The following is a 19,935-nucleotide window of genomic DNA, read 5'->3' on the forward strand; positions in this document are numbered from 1 at the left end:
CGCCCCGGCACGCTTGCGGGCATGACGCCAGTGCAGACCGAAGGGCTCAGCAAACGGTACGGCGGCGTGGTCGCCGTACGCGATCTCGACCTGACCGTCCGGCCCGGGGAGGTGTACGGCTTCCTCGGTCCCAACGGCGCCGGCAAGACCACCACCCTGCGGATGCTGCTCGGGCTGGTCCGGCCCACCGCCGGGACGGTCCGGCTGTTCGGCCGGACGCCCGGTGCCGGCCGGCTCGCCGGGGTCGGCGCGCTGATCGAGGGACCGGCCTTCTACCCGTACCTGTCCGGTCGGGAGAACCTGCGGGTGCTCGCCCGTTACGCCGGAGTCGGCGGCGACCGGGTCGCGCTGGTGCTCGACCTGGTCGACCTGACCGACCGGGCCGGCGACCGGTACGCGGGCTACTCGTTGGGCATGAAGCAGCGGCTGGGGGTGGCCGCCGCGCTGCTCCGGGACCCGCGCCTGTTGATCCTCGACGAGCCGACCAACGGCCTCGACCCGGCGGGCATGGCGGACATGCGCATGCTGATCCGCCGGCTCGGCGCGAGCGGCTGCACGGTGCTGGTCTCCAGCCACCTGCTCGGCGAGGTGGAGCAGATCTGCGACCGGGTCGGGGTGATCTCCCGGGGCCGGCTGATCGCCGAGGACAGCGTCGCCCAACTGCGCGGCGCGGCCGGCCTGCGGGTGCTGGCCGATCCGGTCGACGAGGCCGCCGCCCGGGTCCGGGCGCTGGTCGGGGCGGAGCGGGTACGGGTGGTCGACGGTGGGCTGGAGCTGTCGGTGGAGCCGGAGCGGGCGGCCTGGCTGAACACCGAACTGGTCGCCGCCGGGGTGGCGGTCCGCGAGTTGCGTCCCCGCGAGCGTGATCTGGAGCAGGTCTTCTTCGACCTCATCGAGAAGGGCACGGCCGATGTTGCGTAGCTGGTCCGCCGAGTCGGTCAAGCTGGTCCGCCGGCCGGCCTCCTGGCTGCTGCTGGCGGTCGCGCTGGTGCTCGGCCTGACCTTCACCTATCTCCTGCCGTACGCCAGCATCGCCGGCGGCACCGGCGGCCCGAACAGCGACCGGACCCTGCCGATGCTGCTGCCGGAGCGGCTGGTGGGCAACTCGCTCGGCGGGCTGCCGGTCTTCCTCGGTGCGATCCTGCTGATCATCGGGGTGCTCGCCGTGGGCGGCGAGTACGCCTGGGGCACCTGGAAGACCGTCCTCACCCAGGGCCCGACCCGGTTCGAGGTGTACGCCGGCAAGCTGCTCGCCCTGGCCGCCGCCGCGCTGGCGGTGGTGCTCGCCGTCTTCGCTGTCGGCGCGGTGACCAGCGCGTTGATCGCGGTCGCCGAGTCGCAGCCGGTGCGCTGGCCGGCGGCCGGTGATCTGTTGACCGGGGTCGGTGCCGGCTGGCTCGTCGCCACGACCTGGGCCCTGCTCGGCGCGGTGCTCGCCATCGCCCTACGCGGGGTGGCGCTGCCCATCGGGTTGGGGCTGGTCTGGATGCTGGCGGTGCAGAACCTGCTCGCCGTGGTCGCCGCGCCGCTGCTCGACTGGGTCGCCGAGGCGCAGAAGGGGCTGCCCGGGCCCAACGCCGGTGCGCTGGTGGCGGCGCTCGGCGCGCCGGCCGACACGCCGGGCGTCGCGGCGACCGTCGGCGCCGGATCGGCGACCCTGGTCCTGGCCGGCTACCTGGTCGCCTTCGCGGTGCTGGGCGGGCTGCTGCTGCGGGCCCGGGACATCGGCTAGCGACGCGGGGACGTGGGCAGGTGGCACGGGACCTAGGCAAGCAGCGTGGGACGTGGGCTAGCGGCGCGGGGACATCGGCTAGCGGTGTAGGACATGGGCTGGCGGCATGAGAACTGGGCTGGACCGGCGCGCCATCGGGCCGGCACGCCATCGGGCCGGCGGGACGGGAGGGACGGCGTGCACCGCAACCGGAGCGGATATCGCGGCGGCCTCGTCGACGGGGCCCTCGCCCTGGTGCTGGTCGTGTTCGGGTTGTTCGGCACCGCGGGGGCCGCCGCGAGGCAGGGCGTGCCCGTCGGGCCGGCGGCGTACGCCCTGGTCGTGGCGACGGCGCTGACCCTGGCGGTCCGGCGGCGGTGGCCGCTGCTGACACTGGCGACCGGCACCCTGACCGTGGTGGTGTACCTGCTCCTCGGCTACCCGTACGGGCCGATCCTGCTCTCGTTCCTCGTCGCGGTCTACACGGTCGCCGCGCACCGGCCACTGCGGCCTGCGGCGGTGGCCTGCGGCGTCGTCCTCGCCGCCCTGCTGGTCCCCGTCTTCGTGGGCGTGCGCGCGCCCGGCTGGCCGGGCCTGATGCCGGTCACCGCCTGGGCGGTGGTGCCGTTCGCGGTGGGGACCGTGGTGCGGCTGGTCCGGGAGAACGCGGCCCGCGAGCGGGTGGACGAGGCCCGGCGGCTGGCCGACACCGAACGGCTGCGGGTGGCCCGGGAGGTGCACGACGTGGTCGGGCACGGCCTCGCGGCGATCCACATGCAGGCGGAGATCGCCCTGCACCTCTTCGCCCGGAAGCCGGAACAGGCCGAGGCGGCGCTGACCGCGATCAGCCGGACCAGCAAGGAGGCGCTGGACGAGCTGCGGGTGACGTTGACGGTGGTCCGGCGGGACGAGGCAACCGACGAGCGGTCCCCGGTGCCCGGCCTGGCCCAGCTGCCGCGGCTGCGTGACCGGCTGGCCGGTGCCGGCCTGCCGGTCACCGTCGAGACCGCGGGGGAGCCGCGTCCGCTCCCGGTCGCCGTCGACCTGGCCGCCTACCGGGTGGTGCAGGAGGCGCTGACCAACGTGCTGCGGCACGCCGGTCCGGCCACCGCGACCGTCCTGGTCGGCTACCGGCCGGAGGGGATCACCGTGGAGGTGACCGACACCGGCCGTGGCCCGGCGACGCCGGCGGTGACCGCCCGCGGGTACGGCCTGGCCGGCATGCGGGAACGGGTCGTCGCGCTCGGCGGGACGTTCCACGCCGGTGTGGCAGACGGCGGCGGGTTCCGGGTGTACGCCACACTGCCGGTGGAGGAGGTCGCATGATCACGGTGCTGATCGCCGACGACCAGGATCTGGTCCGGATCGGGCTGCGCGCCCTGCTGGAGAGCGAGGACGACCTCGCGGTGGTGGGCGAGGCGGCGGACGGGCTCGCCGTCGTCGAGCTGGCCCGGCGGGTACGCCCCGACGTGGTGCTGATGGACGTCCGGATGCCGGGCGTCGACGGGATCGAGGCGACCCGGCGGATCGTCGCCGATCCGGAGCTGGCCGGCACCCGGGTCATCGTGCTGACCACCTTCGAGCTGGACGAGTACGTCTTCGACGCGTTGCGGCACGGGGCCAGCGGCTTCCTCACCAAGGACACCCGGCCGGCCGAGCTGCTGCGGGCGATCCGGCTGGTTGCCGAGGGGGAGGCGTTGCTCTCGCCGTCGGTGACCCGGCGGGTGGTCCGGGAGTTCGCCGACCGGCCGGCCCGGGTGCCCCGCCCGCATCCCCGCCTCGGCACCCTCACCGATCGGGAACGGGAGGTGGTGGGGCTGGTCGGCGAGGGGCTGAGCAACAGCGAGATCGCCGAACGGCTGGTGTTGAGCCCGGCCACCGCGCGTACCCACGTCAGCCGGGCCATGGTGAAGCTGGGCGCCCGGGATCGGGCGCAACTGGTGGTCTTCGCGTACCAGTCGGGGTTGGTCGGGTCGTGACCGGCCGGGCCCGGGCGCGGGGTCTGCGCCTGCCGGGCCGCCGGAGGGTATGGCGGGGCCGGGCCGGGCCGGCGGCGGCGGGCTACGCTAGCGGTGGGCTGGACGACACCGGCCCGTCCGCACTGTTGTGCCCGCCGATGACGACAAACGGGATGTTCGCGTGTTTGACACCTTGAGTGACCGCCTCTCCGGGATCTTCACCAAGCTCCGCGGCAAGGGACGCCTCACCGACGCCGACATCGACGCGACGGCGCGCGAGATCCGTCTCGCGCTGCTGGAGGCCGATGTCGCCCTCCCGGTCGTCAAGGGCTTCATCGCGAACGTCAAGGAGCGGGCGCGCGGGGTGGAGGTCTCCCAGGCGCTCAACCCGGCCCAGCAGATCGTCAAGATTGTCAACGAGGAGCTGGTCAACGTCCTCGGCGGCGAGGGGCGTCGGCTCCAGTTCGCCAAGCAGCCGCCGACCGTGATCATGCTCGCCGGCCTCCAGGGCTCCGGCAAGACCACCCTCGCCGGCAAGCTGGCCCGCTGGCTCAAGACCCAGGGGCACCAGCCGCTGCTGGTCGCCGCCGACCTCCAGCGTCCCAACGCCGTCGGGCAGCTCCAGGTGCTCGGTGGCCGGGCCGGCGTCGAGGTGTACGCCCCGGAGCCCGGTAACGGTGTCGGCGACCCGGTGCAGGTGGCGAAGGCGTCGATCGAGCACGCCCGGCGGGCCGCCCGGGATGTCGTCATCGTCGACACCGCCGGCCGGCTCGGCATCGACGCGGAGATGATGCGGCAGGCCGCCGACATCCGCGACGCGGTCGACCCGGACGAGGTCATCTTCGTCATCGACGCGATGGTCGGCCAGGACGCGGTGCGTACCGCCGAGGCGTTCCGCGACGGCGTCGGCATCACCGGCGTGGTCCTCGCCAAGCTCGACGGCGACGCCCGGGGTGGCGCCGCGCTGTCGGTCCGTGAGGTGACCGGGCAGCCGATCCTCTTCGCCTCCACCGGCGAGAAGCTGGAGGACTTCGACGTCTTCCACCCCGACCGGATGGCCAGCCGGATCCTCGGCATGGGCGACGTCCTCACTCTGATCGAGCAGGCCGAGGCGGCCTTCGACACCGATCAGAAGGAGAAGATGACCGCCAAGCTGATGGGCGGCGAGCAGTTCACCCTGGAGGACTTCCTCGACCAGCTCATCGCGGTGCGCCGGATGGGGCCGATCGCCAACGTGCTGGCCATGATGCCGGGCATGGGGCAGGTGAAGGACCAGCTCGCCGAGGTGGACGACAAGCACTTCGACCGGATCACCGCGATCATCCGCTCGATGACCCCGGCCGAGCGCACCAACCCGAAGATCATCAACGGCTCCCGTCGGGCCCGGATCGCCAACGGTTCGGGCGTCACCGTGATGGACGTCAACCAGCTGCTCAACCGCTTCACCGACGCGCAGAAGATGATGAAGCAGATGGGCGGCATGATGGGCCTGCCCGGTGGCCGGCGCAAGGCGACCAAGTCGCCGAAGAACAAGCGCAAGGGCACCAAGGGTGGCGGTCGGCCGCGTACCGGTGCCGGGATGCCGGGCGGCTTCCCGGGCGGCATGCCGCAGCTTCCCCCGGCGATGAGCCCGGACGACCTGGCGGCCGGGCAGGGCCTGCCGCCCGGCTTCAAGCTGCCGAAGATCGACTTCAACAAGTTCGGCAAGGGCGGCCAGCCGCCTCGCTGAGCGTGGCCGAGTACGTGTTGGGCCCGAGCGGCGAGCACGAGGTCGGCGCGCAGACCGAGGACCTCTTCGTCACCGAGCGGCCCCGGAAGGTGTCCGTCGACCTGCCGGCCCTGACCGCCCGGCGGGCGGGGCTTCTCGCGCGCGACGGGGAGTGATCGGGTAGGACTGTGCACATGGCTCTGCATGTGCGCGGCGTACTTCTGCCGGACGACGAGGTCCGGGATCTGTGGCTGGTCGGCGACCGGGTGACCTTCGACCCGGCGCCCGGGGCGGAGACGGTGGCCGACGGCGGTTTCATCCTGCCGGGTCTCGTCGACGCGCACTGCCACATCGGCATCGCCCGGGGCGGCGCGCCGATCACCTCACTGGACCAGGCGCGCGCACTGGCGCGTACCGACCGGGATGCGGGCGTGCTGGCGATCCGGGACGCGGGCTCGCCCTTCCCCTATCCCGAACTGGACGACGAGCCCGACCTGCCGCGGCTGGCCCGCGCCGGCCGGCACGTCGCGCCGCCAAAGCGCTACCTGCGCGACATCGGCGTGGAGGTGGGGGCGGCCGAGGTCGCCGCGACCGTGGCGGGGCAGGCCGCCGCCGGCAACGGCTGGGTCAAGCTGGTCGGCGACTGGATCGACCGGGGCGTCGGTGACCTGACGCCGGCCTGGGACGCCGACACGATGACCGCCGCAGTGGCCGCCGCGCACGCCGCCGGGGCACGCGCCGCCGTGCACACCTTCAGCGAGTCGGCCGTGGAGATCATGGTGCGGGCCGGGGTGGACTCGGTCGAACACGGCACCGGGCTGAGCCTCGACCTGATCGACCTGATGGCCCGGCAGGGCACCGCGCTGGTCCCCACGATGATCAATATCCGTACCTTCGGCCACATCGCCGACCAGGCCCGCTCGAAGTTCCCCGGGTACGCCGACCACATGCTCGCCCTGCGCGACCGGTTCCCGCAGGTGGTGCGGGCCGCGTACGAGGCCGGGGTGCCGATCTACGTGGGCACCGACGCCGGCGGCGGCATCGACCACGGCCTCGCCGTCGAGGAGATGCTCCTGCTGCACGAGCAGGCCGGCATGAGCAGGCTGGACGTCCTCGCCGCCGGCTCCTGGGCCGCCCGCGCCTGGCTGGGCCTTCCCGGCCTCACCGAAGGCGGCCTGGCCGACCTGGCCATCTACCCCAAAGATCCCCGCCAGGACCTGACCGTCCTCCGCACCCCCACCCGCCTGATCCTCCGCGGCCACCCCCTCCCCGCCCCACCCCGTTGATCATGAAGTTGTCGTGGCGACACGCCGGACCGGGCGACAACAGCTTCATGATCAACTGTGCTGGCGGGGCGCGGCGCGGTGGGGGCGGTGGGGTGAATAGGATGTGCGGTTATGGCGCGTGTGCTTACTCCCCGGGCCGAGGACTTTCCTCGGTGGTACCAGGACCTGATCGCCAAGGCGAAGCTGGCCGACAACGGGCCGGTGCGGGGGACCATGGTGATCCGACCGGCCGGCTATGCCATCTGGGAGCGGATGCAGGCCGAGATGGACGACCGGATCAAGGCGGCCGGCGCGGAGAACGCGTACTTCCCGCTGTTCATCCCGGAGAGCTACCTCAAGCGCGAGGCCGAGCACGTCGAGGGCTTCTCGCCGGAGCTGGCGGTGGTCACCCACGGTGGCGGCAAGCAGCTGGCCGAGCCGGTCGTGGTGCGCCCCACCAGCGAGACGGTCATCGGCGAGTTCATGGCCAAGTGGATCGACTCGTACCGCGACCTGCCGCTGCTGCTCAACCAGTGGGCCAACGTGGTCCGCTGGGAGCTGCGCCCGCGGGTCTTCCTGCGCACCAGCGAGTTCCTCTGGCAGGAGGGGCACACCGCGCACGCCTCGCGTGAGGACGCCCGCGCCTACGCGCGCAAGATCCTGCACGAGGCGTACGAGGACCTGATGGTCAACGTGATCGGCATCCCGGTGGTGGTCGGTCTCAAGACCACCCGGGAGCGCTTCGCCGGGGCGACCGCCACGTACACCTGCGAAGGCATGATGGGTGACGGCAAGGCGTTGCAGCTCGGCACCAGCCACGAACTCGGGCAGAACTTCGCCAAGGCGTTCGACATCAGCTACTCCTCGGCCGAGGGCGGCCGGGAACTCGCCTGGACGACCTCCTGGGGCACCTCGACCCGGATGCTCGGCGGCCTGATCATGTGCCACGGCGACGACAACGGGCTGCGGGTGCCGCCGCGGCTGGCGCCGGTGCAGGCGTACGTCATGGTGGTCAAGGACGGCGACGGGGTCACCGAGGCGGCGGCCAAGCTGCGCGACGCGCTGCGGGACGCCGGGGTCCGGGTCGCGCTCGACGACCGCACCGACACCCCGTTCGGCCGCCGGGCCGTCGACGCCGAGCTGCGCGGCTACCCGGTACGCGTCGAGGTCGGCCCCCGCGACCTGGCCGCCGGCAACGCGGTCGTGGTCCGGCGTACCGACGGCTCGAAGTCGCCGGTGCCGGTGGCGGACGTGGTCGGTGCGGTGCTCGCCGCCCTCGACGCCGACCAGCAGGCCCTGCACGACCAGGCGCTGGCCTTCCGCACGTCGCGCACCGTCGACGTGGCGACCCTGGACGAGGCGTTGGAGGCGACGGTGACCGGCTGGGCCCGGGTGCCGTGGTCGGCGGTCGGCGTGGAGGGCGAGGCGAAGGCCAACGGCCAGGGCGTGACCGTCCGCTGCCTGGTCCGCGCCGACGGCTCCGTCCCCGACACCGAGGACGAACCCGACCTCACCGCCATCCTCGCCCGCGCCTACTGAGGTGTAAGGAAGGGCCCCCTATTAACGCCTGCGGTAGTAAAGGGGCCCCCTCCTAACGGCTTGCCGTTGCCGTGCGTGCCGGCTGGCGGCGGGTAGGGTCCGGGGCGTGAGGTTCGAGCCGGGCCGGTTGGTGGTGCACCGCAACGTGCGGCGGGGGCGGATCGGGTGGGTCCGGCCCGCCCGGGTGGTCAGCGACGACGAGCGGGGCCTGGTGCTCTGGGTGGCCGAGGGGTCACCGGTGGCCGGTGAGGTGAACGAGGCCGGGCTCGGCATGCGGGCGGTCCCGTTCCACGAGTGGCTCACCCCGACGTACCGCCTGGCGGAGGGCCGGTGGAACGGCCCGCCGCTGCTGAAGTTCCTGCCCGCCGGGGCGGCCCACTCCGTCTGGTGGTTCCGCGACGCGCGGGGCCGCTTCATCGGTTGGTACGTCAACCTGGAGGAGCCCGCCGTGCGATGGGACGACGGCGGGCTGGCCGGCGTCGACATGGTGGACCAGGATCTCGACGTGTGGGTTCACCCGGATCGCAGCTGGCAGTGGAAGGACGAGGAGGAGTTCGTCGAGCGGCTGGCCTTTCCCGAGCACTACTGGGTGGCGGACGAGTCGGCCGTCCGGGCCGAGGGGAAGCGGGTGATCGCCGTCGCCGAGGCCGGGGGATTCCCGTTCGACGGCAGTTGGTGCGAGTTCACCCCGCCGCCGGGGTGGGGCACCCCGGAACGGCTCCCCGACGGCTGGGACCGCCCGCCGGTCCGCTGACCCCCGCCAGCCAGCCGGGGCCGCCCGCGACCTGGATCCGTCACCGTGCTGGTGTGTTTTCCGTCACGTCCAGAGGCTTCCGGGTGACCCGGGGTGGTCCGGTGCGAGGGATCCGGGGTGGATCTGGCAGAATGGCTGGCTGGTATCCGGCGCGTGCCCGGCGCCCTCTAACCCGGGCGCGTCGCCAGTCCACCCGAGCGGTTTCCGGCCCAACCCCACTGTGCCGGTCGACGTTCACCCATGCACACCGCCCGTGTCGGGCCGGTGAGATCGCAACAGGAGCGAAACAACCGTGGCCGTAAAGATCCGGCTCCTGCGGATGGGCAAGATCCGCAACCCGCAGTACCGCATCGTCATCGCCGACTCGCGTACCAAGCGCGACGGGCGGGCGATCGAGTTCGTCGGGATCTACCAGCCGAAGGAGGACCCTTCGGTGATCGAGGTCAAGTCGGAGCGGGTCCAGTACTGGCTCTCCGTCGGTGCCCAGCCGAGCGAGGCGGTGCAGCGGCTGCTGGAACTGACCGGCGACTGGCAGAAGTTCAAGGGCCTGCCGGCTCCGCCGCCGCTGAAGGTCGCCCCCGAGCGGGCCGACCGCAAGGCCGCCTACGAGGCCGAGGCGAAGGCCGCCGCGGGCGTGGCCGACACCCCCCCGGCCAAGCCGGCGAAGAAGGCCGCCAAGGCTGCCGAGGCCGAGGCGCCGAAGGCCGAGGAGCCGGCCGCTGCGGACTCCGGCGAGCAGGCCTGACATGGCGCTGCGGCCGGCGTTGGAGCACCTGGTCAAGGGCATCGTCGACCACCCCGACGACGTACGCGTCCGGATGGTCGACTCCCGTCGGGGCAAGCGGCTGGAGGTCCGCGTGCACCCCGAGGACCTGGGCACCGTGATCGGGCGGTCCGGTCGGACCGCCAAGGCGCTGCGCCAGGTGATCGGCTCCATCGGTGGGCGTGGCGTACGCGTCGACATCGTCGACTCGTACTGATGCAGCTCATCGTCGGCAGGATCGGCAAGCCGCACGGCATCCGCGGTGAGGTCACCGTGGAGGTGCGTACCGATGAGCCCGAGACGCGGTTCGCCCCCGGCATGGTGTTGCGCACGATGCCGGGGGTGAACCCCCGGGGCATTCCGGAGCCGGTGGCCGGCTCCGGAGTGCGCTACGAGGCGCCCGACGAGCTGACCGTGGAGGCGGCCCGCTGGCACCAGGGGCGACTGCTGGTCGCCTTCGAGGGGGTGCTGGACCGCGACGTCGCGGAGGCGTTGCGCGGCACCCTGGTCACCGTCGACAGCGCCGACGTGGCCGCACCGGAGGATCCGGAGGAGTTCCACGATCATCAGCTGGTGGGGCTGGCCGTGGTCACGCCGGCCGGCGAGCGGTTGGGCGAGGTGGCCCGGATCGACCACGCTCCCGCCTCCGACCTGCTGGTGCTGCGGCGTCCCGAGGGGCGTACCGCGTTGATCCCGTTCGTCAGGGCGATCGTCCCCGAGGTCGATCTCGCCGGTGGCCGCGTGGTGGTCGACCCGCCCGCCGGCCTGCTCGACCTCTAGTCCGCGGAGCACCCCTGATGCGCGTCGACATCGTGTCGATCTTCCCGGAGTACTTCGCCCCGCTGGACCTGTCGCTGGTCGGCCGGGCCCGGGCCAACGGCACGGTGCGGCTGGCCGTACACGATCTGCGCGACTGGACCCACGACGTGCACCGCACCGTCGACGACACCCCGTACGGCGGCGGTCCCGGCATGGTGATGCGGCCCGAGCCGTGGGGCGAGGCGCTCGATGCCCTGGCCCCGGCGGAGCTGACCCCGCCGCGGCTGCTGGTGCCGTCCCCGGCCGGCGTGCCGTTCACCCAGGCGTTGGCGTACGAACTGGCCGCCGAGCCGCACCTGCTCTTCGCCTGCGGCCGGTACGAGGGGATCGACCAGCGGGTGCTCGACCACGCGGCGACCCGGATGCCGGTCACCGAGGTCAGCCTCGGCGACTACGTGCTCTTCGGCGGCGAGGTCGCGGTGCTGGTGATCCTGGAGGCGGTGACCCGGCTGCTGCCGGGGGTGCTCGGCAACGCCGGCTCGCTGGCCGAGGAGTCGCACGCGCACGGGCTGCTGGAGGCGCCGATGTACACCAAGCCGGCGACCTGGCGGGGGTTGGACGTGCCGGAGGTGCTCCGCTCCGGTGACCATGGCCGGATCGCCCGTTGGCGCCGGGACGAGGCGTTGGCCCGGACCGGCCACCGCCGGCCCGACATGCTCACCGCGCTGGACCGGGAGAGCCTGGACAAACGGGACGTCGCGGCGTTGGGTCGGGCCGGATTTCAGCTGCCCGGATCGGATATGGCAAAGTAGAGGGGTTGCCGCAGTCGTCTGCGCCGTGGACGGCTGCGAGGATCCCCGACCGGGGTCGGTTTGTGTCGGCCGCCATCCGGGGATCAGTATCACCCGTTCGCGCACCGAGTGACGGTGCGCCGTGAGCCTCCCGAGGACACCGCGATGAACATCCTGGACGCCCTTGACGCCCAGTCGAAGCGCACCGACCTCCCCGACTTCCGTGCCGGTGACACCGTCAAGGTGCACGCCCGGGTGGTCGAGGGTAACCGGTCCCGGGTCCAGATCTTCCAGGGCGTCGTCATCCGCCGCCAGGGTGACGGACTGCGCGAGACCTTCACCGTCCGCAAGCTCAGCTTCGGCGTCGGTGTCGAGCGGACCTACCCGATCAACAGCCCGGCGATCGACCGGATCGAGGTCGTGACCCGCGGCGACGTGCGCCGCGCCAAGCTCTACTACCTGCGTGAGCTGCGGGGCAAGAAGGCCAAGATCAAGGAGCTGCGCGAGAAGCAGCCGAGCTGACCTCGCGTTGCGCCACGCCGCCCAAGCTGCGCGTATGCCGTACTGGCCAGATCGCACTACCCTGGTCGTACGGGCGCAGCAGGGCGGTCACCCGCCCGGCGTGGCGGGTGACCTCCACTACCGCCCGGGGAGCCTCGACGAGGCTTCCGGGCGGTAGTCGTTTCTGCGGACCGGGGAGTAGGCGTGGTACAGGCGCTTGACGACAGCGGCGCGGTCGATCCGTGGCGGCGACGCACCCGGCGCGGCAAGCCGCAGATGCCGCTCTGGCAGGAACTGCCGCTGCTGCTCATCGTCGCCTTCTGCCTCGCGGTGCTGATCCGCACCTTCCTCCTTCAGGCGTTCTTCATCCCCTCCGGGTCGATGGAGGACACCCTGCTCGTCGGTGACCGGGTCCTGGTCAACAAGGTCGTCTACAACGTGCGGGATCCGCAGCGCGGCGAGGTGGTGGTCTTCCGGGGCACCGACCAGTGGGTTCCGCAGGTCGACGCGCAGCCGGCCACGGGCTTCGCCGACAAGCTCGGTCGTACCGTCGGCGACCTGGTCGGCCTGAGCCGCCCCGGCGAGAAGGACTTCATCAAGCGCGTGATCGGCCTGCCCGGCGACCGGGTGAGCTGCTGCGACGACCAGGGGCGGGTGCTGGTCAACGGCACCCCGCTGGACGAGTCGGCGTACGTCCTGCGGGACTCCCCGCTGGACCTTCCGCCGAACCCGGACGAGTGCCGGTCCCGGCGGTTCGAGGAGATCGTGGTCCCGCCCGGCCAGATGTTCGTGCTCGGCGACCACCGGCTGGTCTCGCAGGACGCCCGCTGCCAGGGCCCGGTCCCGATCGAGAACGTGGTGGGACGGGCCTTCGCGGTGGTCTGGCCCTCCGACCGCTGGCACTCACTGCCGGTGCCCGAGACCTTCGCCAGCGTCGCGCCACCGTCCACCGCCGCCGGTGGCGCCGCTCCGCCGGTACGACCCACGCCCGACGGCGGTGTGGCCCTGCTCCTTCCGGTTACCGCCGCGTTGTCCGCTCTCGCGCGTTCCGGACGGTGGCGTCCAGCCGGGCAACGTAGGCTCCTTCCGTGATTGACGAGCAGACCGACAAGTCGCGCCATTCCTTCTGGAAGGAACTACCCATCCTCCTCGGGGTGGCGATCGTGGTCGCGGTACTGGTACGCGCCTTCGTACTGCAGACCTTCTTCATCCCCTCGCCGTCCATGGAGAACACCCTCAAGATCGACGATCGGGTGCTGGTCAACAAGCTGGTCTACAACTTCCGTTCACCGCACCGCGGCGAGGTGATCGTCTTCAAGGCGCCGGTGGAGTGGAGTGGCAACCCGTCGGGGGAGGACTTCATCAAGCGGGTGATCGGTGTCGGTGGCGACCGGGTGGTCTGCTGCGACGACCAGGACCGGCTGGTGATCAACGGTGTGTCGCTGGACGAGCCGTACATCTTCTCGGTCGACGGCCACCGGGACAAGCCGGCGGACCAGGAGTTCGACGTCACGGTGCCCGACGGCCGGCTCTGGGTGATGGGTGACCACCGCTCCGCCTCCGGCGACTCACTGGAGCACTACCAGCAGTCCGGGCAGAACATCACCTCGGCCACCATTCCCGAGAAGGACGTCGTCGGTCGGGCCTTCACGATCTTCTGGCCGGTCGACCGGGCCACCCTGCTGAGCGTGCCCGAGCAGTTCGAGGCGATCCCCAAACCCTGACCGGGGGCGTGGGCGTTGTCGTCGGCGTCTGGCAGTCTGGTGCGGTGACGGTCTACACCCCGAGGCGCGCCGCCCGCGTGCTCCTGGTCGACGCGGCCGGTCGGTTACTGCTGTTCCGCGGCGTCGACCCGGCCCGTCCCGAGCATGGACGCTGGTGGTTCACCCCCGGCGGTGGCCTGGATCCGGGTGAGACGTACGCCGAGGGCGCGGCACGTGAGCTGGCGGAGGAGACCGGGTTGCGGGTGACGGCGTCGGAGGTCGGCGAGCCGGTGCACACCGACCTGACGGAGTTCTCGTTCGACGGCGTGTGGTATCGCCAGGAGCAGCAGTTCTTCCTGGTGCGGGTGGCGGCGCACGAGGTCGACACGACCGGCTTCAGCGACGTCGAGCGGAGCAGCGTGGACAGCCACCGGTGGTGGTCGGCGGAGGAACTGGGTGGCACCGAGGAACGCTGCTACCCGGCCGACCTGGCGGCGGTGCTGGCCCGTGCGCTGGCCGGCAACCCCGTGCTGGCCGAGGACGCGGCGCTGGCCGGTGACCCGGCGGGTACCGGTGACCCGGCGGTGGCCCGGGGTTCGGCGTGCTGACCCCGCCGCGCACCGTGGTCCGCCGCGAGGCGGGGCTCTACGCGCTGGAGCGGGCCCTGCAACGGCGTGGCTTCCGGCACGTCGCCGGTGCCGACGAGGCCGGCCGGGGCGCCTGCGCCGGGCCGCTGGTGGCCGCCGCCGCGATGCTGCCGGAGGGGCGGCGCGGCGAGATCGACGGCCTGGCCGACTCCAAGCTGCTCACTCCGGCCAGCCGGGAGCGGATCCATGACGAGGTCGTCGCGCGCGCCCTGGCGTACGCCGTGGTGGTCATCCCGGCCGAGGAGGTCGACGCCCGCGGGCTGCACGTGTGCAACCTGGCGGCGATGCGACGGGCGTTGGCCTCGCTGACGGTCCGGCCGGAGTACGTGCTGACCGACGGGTTCGGCGTGGACGGGCTGGACGTGCCCGGGCTGGCGGTGTGGAAGGGCGACCAGGTGGCCGCCTGCGTGGCGGCGGCGAGCGTGCTGGCCAAGGTCACCCGGGACCGGATCATGGTAGAACTGGACGCCGAGCATCCCGGCTACGGCTTCGCCGAGCACAAGGGGTACATCACCGCGGAGCACACCGCGGCACTACGTGAACACGGACCGTGCCGGGAACACCGGTTCTCCTACGTCAACGTGGCCGCCGTCTCCGGTCGGGACGGCCGCCCACCTCGCTCGCGTCGGCCGCCGAGCGTCGGGCCGGACGAGCCGATGGAGCGCTCAGGCGCCGCAGGGGGTACCGTCGGCGTGGCGTTGGGCGAGCAGCCTCGGCCTTCGGCGCCGGTGGGGGAAGATGTGGTCATGGAAGGCGGAGTGGGATGAGCGCGGAAGATCTCGAAAAGTACGAGACAGAGATGGAGCTCCAGCTCTACCGGGAGTACCGCGACATCGTCCGCCAGTTTTCCTACGTGGTGGAGACCGAGCGCCGGTTCTACCTGGCCAACCAGGTCGACCTGCACGTACGCAACTCCGACGGCGAGGTCTACTTCGAGGTCGAGATGCACGACGCCTGGGTCTGGGACATGTACCGCCCTGCCCGGTTCGTGAAAAATGTACGAGTAATGACATTCAAGGATGTCAACGTCGAGGAGTTGGAGAAGCCGGACATCTCCCTCCCCGCCGACTCCGGCTTCGGCAGCTGACCCGCGTACCCGCGCCCCGGCGGGCGTCGCCGGCGGACCCCCACCCGCCGTCATCCGTCCACAAAGGCGCGATCGGCCTCCCCGGTCGGTAACGCCTTAACAGATCATCTCTTCCTGCGGGGCCTGTCCACAGCGCGTTCAGTTGTCCACAGCCGAGCGGTCCGGGGCGGCGGATGCCGGGTCCAGCCCGGCAGGCTCGGCGGCATGCGTACACCGTTGCTGCCACTGCGTGGGGCGCTCTGCGGCCTCGCGCTGCTCGTACTGCCGCCGACGGGTTCGACCGCGGCGGCGATGTCCGACCGGCCGCCGGGCCTGATGCGGCATCGGACACCGGATCGGGTGTGGGATCGACCGCCGGACCGGCTGCCGGATCGGCCGCCGGCTCTGCTGACGGGCGTGCGACGAAGCCCGGTCGCGGCCACCGCCGGGCCGTTCCGGTGGCCGGTGGACGGCGTGCCGCGTCCGGTACGCCGGTTCGACCCGCCGCCCCGGCCGTGGCTGTCCGGGCACCGTGGGGTCGACCTGCTCGCGCCGACCGGCGCGACGATCCGGGCGGCCGGCGCCGGCACGGTCCTCTACGCCGGCATGGTCGCCGGCCGACCGGTGATCTCCGTTGGGCATGCCGACGGGCTGCGGACCACCTACGAACCGGTCCAGCCGGCGGTCACCGCAGGCACCGTGCTGCCGGCCGGAGCGGCGCTGGGCGACCTGCTTCCCGGGCACGTGGGCTGCCCCGGGACGGCCTGCCTGCACTGGGGGCTGCGCCAGGGGCCGGAGTACCTCGACCCGCTGGCCCTGCTCGGTCTCGGCCGGGCCCGCCTGCTGCCGCTCGGCGAGGTCCAAGCGGCCGGGGCGATCGGCGAGGCCCGTGCGATCGGCAAGGTCGGGGCGGCCGGCCGTGCCGGTCCGATCGGCGAGGTCGGGGCGGTCGGCGGTGCCGTGCGGCCTGGCCCGCTCACCGCTGGGCGAGCAGCGGGGGCAGCCGGACGGCGAGCCGCTCGTACTCGTCGGGCGAGTTGTACACCTGGCCGCAGAGCCGCAGCCAGCCGCGCCCGTCCCAGGCGTTGACCGCCACCTGCGTGGCGAGCCGCTCGGCGATCCGGGCCCGCAACGCCCGCGCCGCGTCCAGGGTGGTGGCGAGACCCGCCGGCAACGGGACGATCCGCATGGCGACCGTGGGTCCGCCGGGGTCGGGCAGGTCGGTCGGTGGCACGCCGAGCGCGTCCCCCAGCACCCGCTGGCCGTACGCGGCCAGTGCCGCATTGTGCGCGCGTACCCGGTCGACGCCCAGGCTACGCAGGGCGTAGAGCCCCGCCGGGGCGCTCAGCCAGGCGGTGTAGTCCATCGTCGCCTGCCACTCCAGCCGGCCCGGGAAGCCCGCCTCCTGCTCCCACGAGACCACCACCGGCTCGATCCGCTCCCGCCACGGCGGTGCCACCACCAGCACGGCGGTGCCGCGCGGGGCGTACCCCCACTTGTGCAGGTTGCCCACCCAGAAGTCGGCTCCGATGCTCTGCACTGTCGCCGGCAGCATGCCCGGCGCGTGCGCGGCGTCGACCAGCACCGACACCCCGTGTTCCCGGGCCACCCCGACCAGCGCCGCGACCGGGAACAACCGGGCCGTGGCCGAGGTGAGCTGGTCGACGACGAGCAAGCGGGTACGGCCCGGACGCAGCCCGGACCGCACGATCTGCACGACCTCCTCGTCGGTGGCGGCCAGCGGCACCCGCAGGACCCGGTGCGTCGCCCCGGTGCGCCGGCATTCGCGGCGGATCGAGAACTCGACGGCGCCATAGCCGTGCTCGGTGGTGAGCACCTCGTCGCCGGGGCGCAGTCCCAGCGACTGGAGCACCACCGCCACGCCGGTGGTGGCGTTCGTGGTCAGGGCGGTGCCGTCCGGGTCGGCGCCGAGGAACCCGGCCAGGTGCCGGCGGGTGTGCGTGATCCGGTCCGCCAGCCCCTGGGTGAAGAAGCGCAGCGGATCGGCCTCCATCTCGTCGCGCAACCGCTGCTGGGCCCGCTGCGCGACGATCGGCACCGCGCCGAAGGAGCCGTGGTTGAGGTGGCTCACCGCCGGGTCGAGGGAGAAGAGCAGGCGGGCCCCCGTGATCGGCTCGGGTGGCGGCGGGACGCTCACCCGATGATCGTAACCGCCGGCCGGCCTCGCCTCGGCGGCTATCGCCGGGCGGTCATGTCGTCCAGAGAGTGTGTCGTCCAGAGACTGTCGGGAAGCCTCGCGGCATGCGGCGCTCGCCCCGGGTTTCCCGACAGCCGCTCAGGCGCGGGGGTGGGCCTGCCGGTACGCGGCCCGTAGCCGCTCCATCGAGACATGGGTGTAGATCTGCGTGCTGGCCAACGACGAGTGACCCAGCAACTCCTGCACCGCCCGTAGGTCTGCGCCGCCTTCGAGCAGATGGGTGGCGGCGGAGTGGCGCAGCGCGTGTGGACTGGTGCTGGGCAGACCGGCCGCTTCGGCGTACCCGCCGACGATCCGCCGGGCGGTTGTCGGATGCAGCCGGCCGCCCCGGGCGCCGAGCAGCAGCGCGTCGCCGGAGTCGGGCACCGCCAGCACCGGCCGCCCCTGCCGCAACCAGTCGTCGAGGGCTCGCTGGGCGGGCAAGCCGTACGGCACCGTCCGCTCCCGCCCGCCCTTGCCGTGGACCCGGACCACCCGCCGGGCGTGGTCGACGTCGGCCACGTCGAGACCGCACACCTCGCTGACCCGTGCCCCGGTGCCGTAGAGCAGTTCGAGCAACACCCGGTCGCGCAGCAGCACCGCCTCGGACCCGCGATCGGACGTGCCGGCCCCGGCAGTTGCGGCGACTGTCGGGGAACCATGGCGACGGTCGCCGCCCTTACCTTCAACATCACCCGGCTGCGGCTGCCGCTGCGGTGGGCCCTGCCGGCGACCGGCGGCCTCGTCCCGGGGACCGGTGCCGGCGGCCGTACCGGCGGTCGGTGCCTCGACGAGCGCCGCCGCCTGGTCGGCGCGGAGCACGGTGGGCAGGCTCTGCCGCCGGCGGGGCTGGCCAGCGTGGCGGCGACGTCGGTGGGCAACCGCCCGCCGCGGTGGGCCCAGGCGCTGAACGTCCGTGCCGCCGCCGCCCGCCGGGCCAGCGAGGCGCGGGCCGCGCCCATCGTCCGTTGCCGGGCCAACCAGCTGCGTACCGTGTCGAGGCTCAGCTCGGCCAGCTCGGTGCAGCCCATCCGCTGGGCGTGATCCAGCAGTGACACCAGATCGGCGACGTACGCCCGCACGGTGTGCTCCGAGCGGTTGCGCACCGAGGCCAGGTGGCGGGCGAACTCGTCCACCGCGTCCCGAAACGGCTCGGGCAGCGCCGCGTGCACGGCTCGCGTGCCGCGGGCGTCCCGGCCCTGCGCACCCGTAACCCGCGGCGCACCGGTGTCCTGCGGCGGACCGGTGTTGTCCCGCGGCGCACCGGTGTCCCGCGGTTCAGCGGCATGCCGCGGCGGATCGGTATCCGGCGGCGCACCGGTGGTATCCCGTAGCGCACCCGTTTCCCGCACGGATCCCAGCCTACGGCCGGCCGGCCCGGATCGACGGCGGGGCCAGGGCGTAGCCGTCGTCGCGGCGCACCACCAGGGACAGCTCCTCCAGCATGGACAGCTTGCGCAGCACCGTCCGGACGGCCAGGCCGGCCCGCGCGGCGAGCGCGTCCACACCGACTCCACCGCGCCGGGGCAGCGCCTCCACGATCGACCGCGCCTCGTCGTCGAGCAGGTCGGTGGGCCGATCCGGGCCGCGCGGCACCGGGGCCAGCTCGCCGATCCGGCCCACCTCCTCCAGCACCTGCGCGAGGTTCGTGACCAGCCGAGCCTCCGGCTGCTCGCGCAGCAACTCGTGGGCACCGACCGACATCGCCGAGGTGACCGGCCCCGGCACCACCATCGCCGGCCGGTTCAGGGCGATGGCCCGCCGGGTGGTCTGGGTCGCGCCACTGCGGGCCGCCGCCTCCACCAGCACGGTGCCCCGGGTGGCCGCGGCGATCACCCGGTTGCGGATGAGGAAGCGGGGACGCAGCGGGTCGGCCCCCGGCGGCCACTCGCTGACCAGCAAGCCGACGTCGGCGATCCGGTCGAACAGCGCCGCGTTGCCCATCGGGTAGGGGCGGTCCACCCCGCAGGCGAGCACCGCGACAGTCCGGCCGCCCGCGTTCAGCGCACCGCGATGCGCGGCGGCGTCGATGCCGAATGCGCCCCCGGAGACGACGGTCCAGTCCCGGTCGGCCAGGCCATAGCCCAGGTCGGTGGCGACATGAGTGCCGTACGACGTGGCGGCTCGCGCCCCCACCACCGCCACCGACCGTTCCAGCGCCTCGGCCAGCGGCCACGGGCCGCGTACCCAGAAGCAGAGCGGCGGCGCGGTCTCGATGTCGACCCGCCGCCGCGTGCCGGGCAGGCGCAGGTGAAGGCAGCGCAGCTGCTCGACCGTCACCGGCCACTCGTCGTCGCCCGGGGTGACGACGCGGACCCGGAGCCGGTCGGCGCAGCGCAGCGCCTCGGCGGCGACCGCCCGCGCGTCCCCGGCCTGGCTGCGCGCCGCCACGGCGTCGCGGAGCCCTTCCTGCGGCGCCCCGCCGTCGAGCAGCAGCTCCAGCGCGGCCACCGGGCCGAGTTCGTCGACCAGGTGGTACACCGACCGGGTGCCCGGCTCGGCCAGCCAGGTCAACGCCACCCGGGCCAGCGTCGACTCCTCGTGCCTGCTCATGACCGCACTCCGATACGCTC

20 protein-coding genes and 3 pseudogenes are annotated in these 19,935 nt (G+C 73.1%); 20 read left to right on the forward strand and 3 right to left on the reverse strand.

Annotated elements, in window-relative coordinates:
- Positions 1-21: 21 nt before the first annotated feature.
- From ACQPYA_RS07675 to ACQPYA_RS07770, 20 genes and pseudogenes are all read left to right on the forward strand, one after another.
- Entirely contained in the window at positions 22-921 is a 900-nt protein-coding gene (locus tag ACQPYA_RS07675) for an ABC transporter ATP-binding protein (RefSeq protein ID WP_433531942.1), read from the forward strand.
- On the forward strand, positions 911-1,732 hold the full coding sequence (locus tag ACQPYA_RS07680) for an ABC transporter permease (protein ID WP_433531943.1): 822 nt from the start codon (positions 911-913) through the stop codon (positions 1,730-1,732). The genes ACQPYA_RS07675 and ACQPYA_RS07680 overlap by 11 nt, the downstream gene beginning before the upstream one ends.
- Before the next feature lie 177 nt (positions 1,733-1,909).
- Positions 1,910-3,037: a sensor histidine kinase gene (locus ACQPYA_RS07685; protein ID WP_433531944.1), complete on the forward strand. Its 1,128-nt coding sequence runs from the start codon at positions 1,910-1,912 to the stop codon at positions 3,035-3,037.
- On the forward strand, positions 3,034-3,690 hold the full coding sequence (locus tag ACQPYA_RS07690) for a response regulator transcription factor (RefSeq protein ID WP_433531945.1): 657 nt from the start codon (positions 3,034-3,036) through the stop codon (positions 3,688-3,690). Before ACQPYA_RS07685 ends, ACQPYA_RS07690 begins: the two co-directional genes overlap by 4 nt.
- Before the next feature lie 160 nt (positions 3,691-3,850).
- On the forward strand, positions 3,851-5,398 hold the full coding sequence (gene ffh / locus ACQPYA_RS07695) for a signal recognition particle protein (RefSeq protein ID WP_433531946.1): 1,548 nt from the start codon (positions 3,851-3,853) through the stop codon (positions 5,396-5,398).
- Between the two features lie 2 nt (positions 5,399-5,400).
- Positions 5,401-5,553, forward strand: a complete 153-nt coding sequence (locus ACQPYA_RS07700) for a hypothetical protein (RefSeq protein WP_433531947.1) — start codon at positions 5,401-5,403, stop codon at positions 5,551-5,553.
- A gap of 18 nt (positions 5,554-5,571) precedes the next feature.
- Entirely contained in the window at positions 5,572-6,663 is a 1,092-nt protein-coding gene (locus ACQPYA_RS07705) for an amidohydrolase family protein (RefSeq protein ID WP_433531948.1), read from the forward strand.
- A 111-nt stretch (positions 6,664-6,774) separates the two neighbouring features.
- Entirely contained in the window at positions 6,775-8,181 is a 1,407-nt protein-coding gene (proS, locus tag ACQPYA_RS07710) for a proline--tRNA ligase (RefSeq protein WP_433531949.1), read from the forward strand.
- 106 nt (positions 8,182-8,287) lie between these two features.
- Entirely contained in the window at positions 8,288-8,935 is a 648-nt protein-coding gene (locus tag ACQPYA_RS07715) for a DUF402 domain-containing protein (RefSeq protein ID WP_433531950.1), read from the forward strand.
- A 292-nt stretch (positions 8,936-9,227) separates the two neighbouring features.
- Positions 9,228-9,680, forward strand: a complete 453-nt coding sequence (gene rpsP, locus ACQPYA_RS07720) for a 30S ribosomal protein S16 (protein ID WP_433531951.1) — start codon at positions 9,228-9,230, stop codon at positions 9,678-9,680.
- Positions 9,655-9,915, forward strand: a complete 261-nt coding sequence (locus tag ACQPYA_RS07725; RefSeq protein ID WP_175440282.1) for an RNA-binding protein — start codon at positions 9,655-9,657, stop codon at positions 9,913-9,915. Before rpsP ends, ACQPYA_RS07725 begins: the two co-directional genes overlap by 26 nt.
- Positions 9,915-10,478 (forward strand): ribosome maturation factor RimM, encoded by a 564-nt coding sequence (gene rimM / locus ACQPYA_RS07730; RefSeq protein ID WP_433531952.1) that lies wholly within the window; start codon positions 9,915-9,917, stop codon positions 10,476-10,478. The genes ACQPYA_RS07725 and rimM overlap by 1 nt, the downstream gene beginning before the upstream one ends.
- A gap of 17 nt (positions 10,479-10,495) precedes the next feature.
- The gene (gene trmD / locus ACQPYA_RS07735; protein ID WP_433531953.1) at positions 10,496-11,269 is read left to right on the forward strand and encodes a tRNA (guanosine(37)-N1)-methyltransferase TrmD; all 774 of its coding nucleotides are present in this window, start codon (positions 10,496-10,498) and stop codon (positions 11,267-11,269) included.
- A 144-nt stretch (positions 11,270-11,413) separates the two neighbouring features.
- Positions 11,414-11,770, forward strand: a complete 357-nt coding sequence (gene rplS / locus ACQPYA_RS07740) for a 50S ribosomal protein L19 (RefSeq protein WP_013732104.1) — start codon at positions 11,414-11,416, stop codon at positions 11,768-11,770.
- Positions 11,771-11,953: 183 nt separating this feature from the next.
- Positions 11,954-12,828: pseudogene (gene lepB / locus ACQPYA_RS07745) on the forward strand (signal peptidase I).
- Between the two features lie 9 nt (positions 12,829-12,837).
- Positions 12,838-13,473, forward strand: a complete 636-nt coding sequence (lepB, locus tag ACQPYA_RS07750) for a signal peptidase I (RefSeq protein ID WP_433531954.1) — start codon at positions 12,838-12,840, stop codon at positions 13,471-13,473.
- Positions 13,474-13,481: 8 nt separating this feature from the next.
- Positions 13,482-14,060, forward strand: coding sequence for an NUDIX hydrolase (locus ACQPYA_RS07755; protein WP_433531955.1), 579 nt, complete (start codon positions 13,482-13,484; stop codon positions 14,058-14,060).
- Positions 14,054-14,866 (forward strand): ribonuclease HII, encoded by an 813-nt coding sequence (locus ACQPYA_RS07760; protein ID WP_433531956.1) that lies wholly within the window; start codon positions 14,054-14,056, stop codon positions 14,864-14,866. Before ACQPYA_RS07755 ends, ACQPYA_RS07760 begins: the two co-directional genes overlap by 7 nt.
- Positions 14,863-15,186, forward strand: a complete 324-nt coding sequence (locus ACQPYA_RS07765; RefSeq protein WP_011905215.1) for a DUF2469 domain-containing protein — start codon at positions 14,863-14,865, stop codon at positions 15,184-15,186. The genes ACQPYA_RS07760 and ACQPYA_RS07765 overlap by 4 nt, the downstream gene beginning before the upstream one ends.
- 204 nt (positions 15,187-15,390) lie before the next feature.
- Positions 15,391-16,017 (forward strand): annotated as a pseudogene (locus tag ACQPYA_RS07770) (murein hydrolase activator EnvC family protein); the annotation flags it as partial.
- A gap of 124 nt (positions 16,018-16,141) precedes the next feature.
- On the opposite strand, the gene ACQPYA_RS07775 reads toward ACQPYA_RS07770, so the two are convergent.
- From ACQPYA_RS07775 to ACQPYA_RS07785, 3 genes and pseudogenes are all read right to left on the reverse strand, one after another.
- Complete coding sequence (locus ACQPYA_RS07775) at positions 16,142-17,323, reverse strand: aminotransferase class V-fold PLP-dependent enzyme (RefSeq protein WP_433531957.1); 1,182 nt, start codon at positions 17,321-17,323, stop codon at positions 16,142-16,144.
- Positions 17,324-17,461: 138 nt separating this feature from the next.
- Positions 17,462-18,534: pseudogene (locus ACQPYA_RS07780) on the reverse strand (tyrosine recombinase XerC).
- A 190-nt stretch (positions 18,535-18,724) separates the two neighbouring features.
- A complete protein-coding gene (locus ACQPYA_RS07785; protein ID WP_433531958.1) occupies positions 18,725-19,915 on the reverse strand; it encodes a DNA-processing protein DprA in 1,191 nt (396 codons plus the stop codon).
- Positions 19,916-19,935: the final 20 nt, after the last annotated feature.

Source organism: Micromonospora sp. CA-263727 (assembly GCF_050942455.1).
Classification (GTDB): domain Bacteria; phylum Actinomycetota; class Actinomycetes; order Mycobacteriales; family Micromonosporaceae; genus Micromonospora.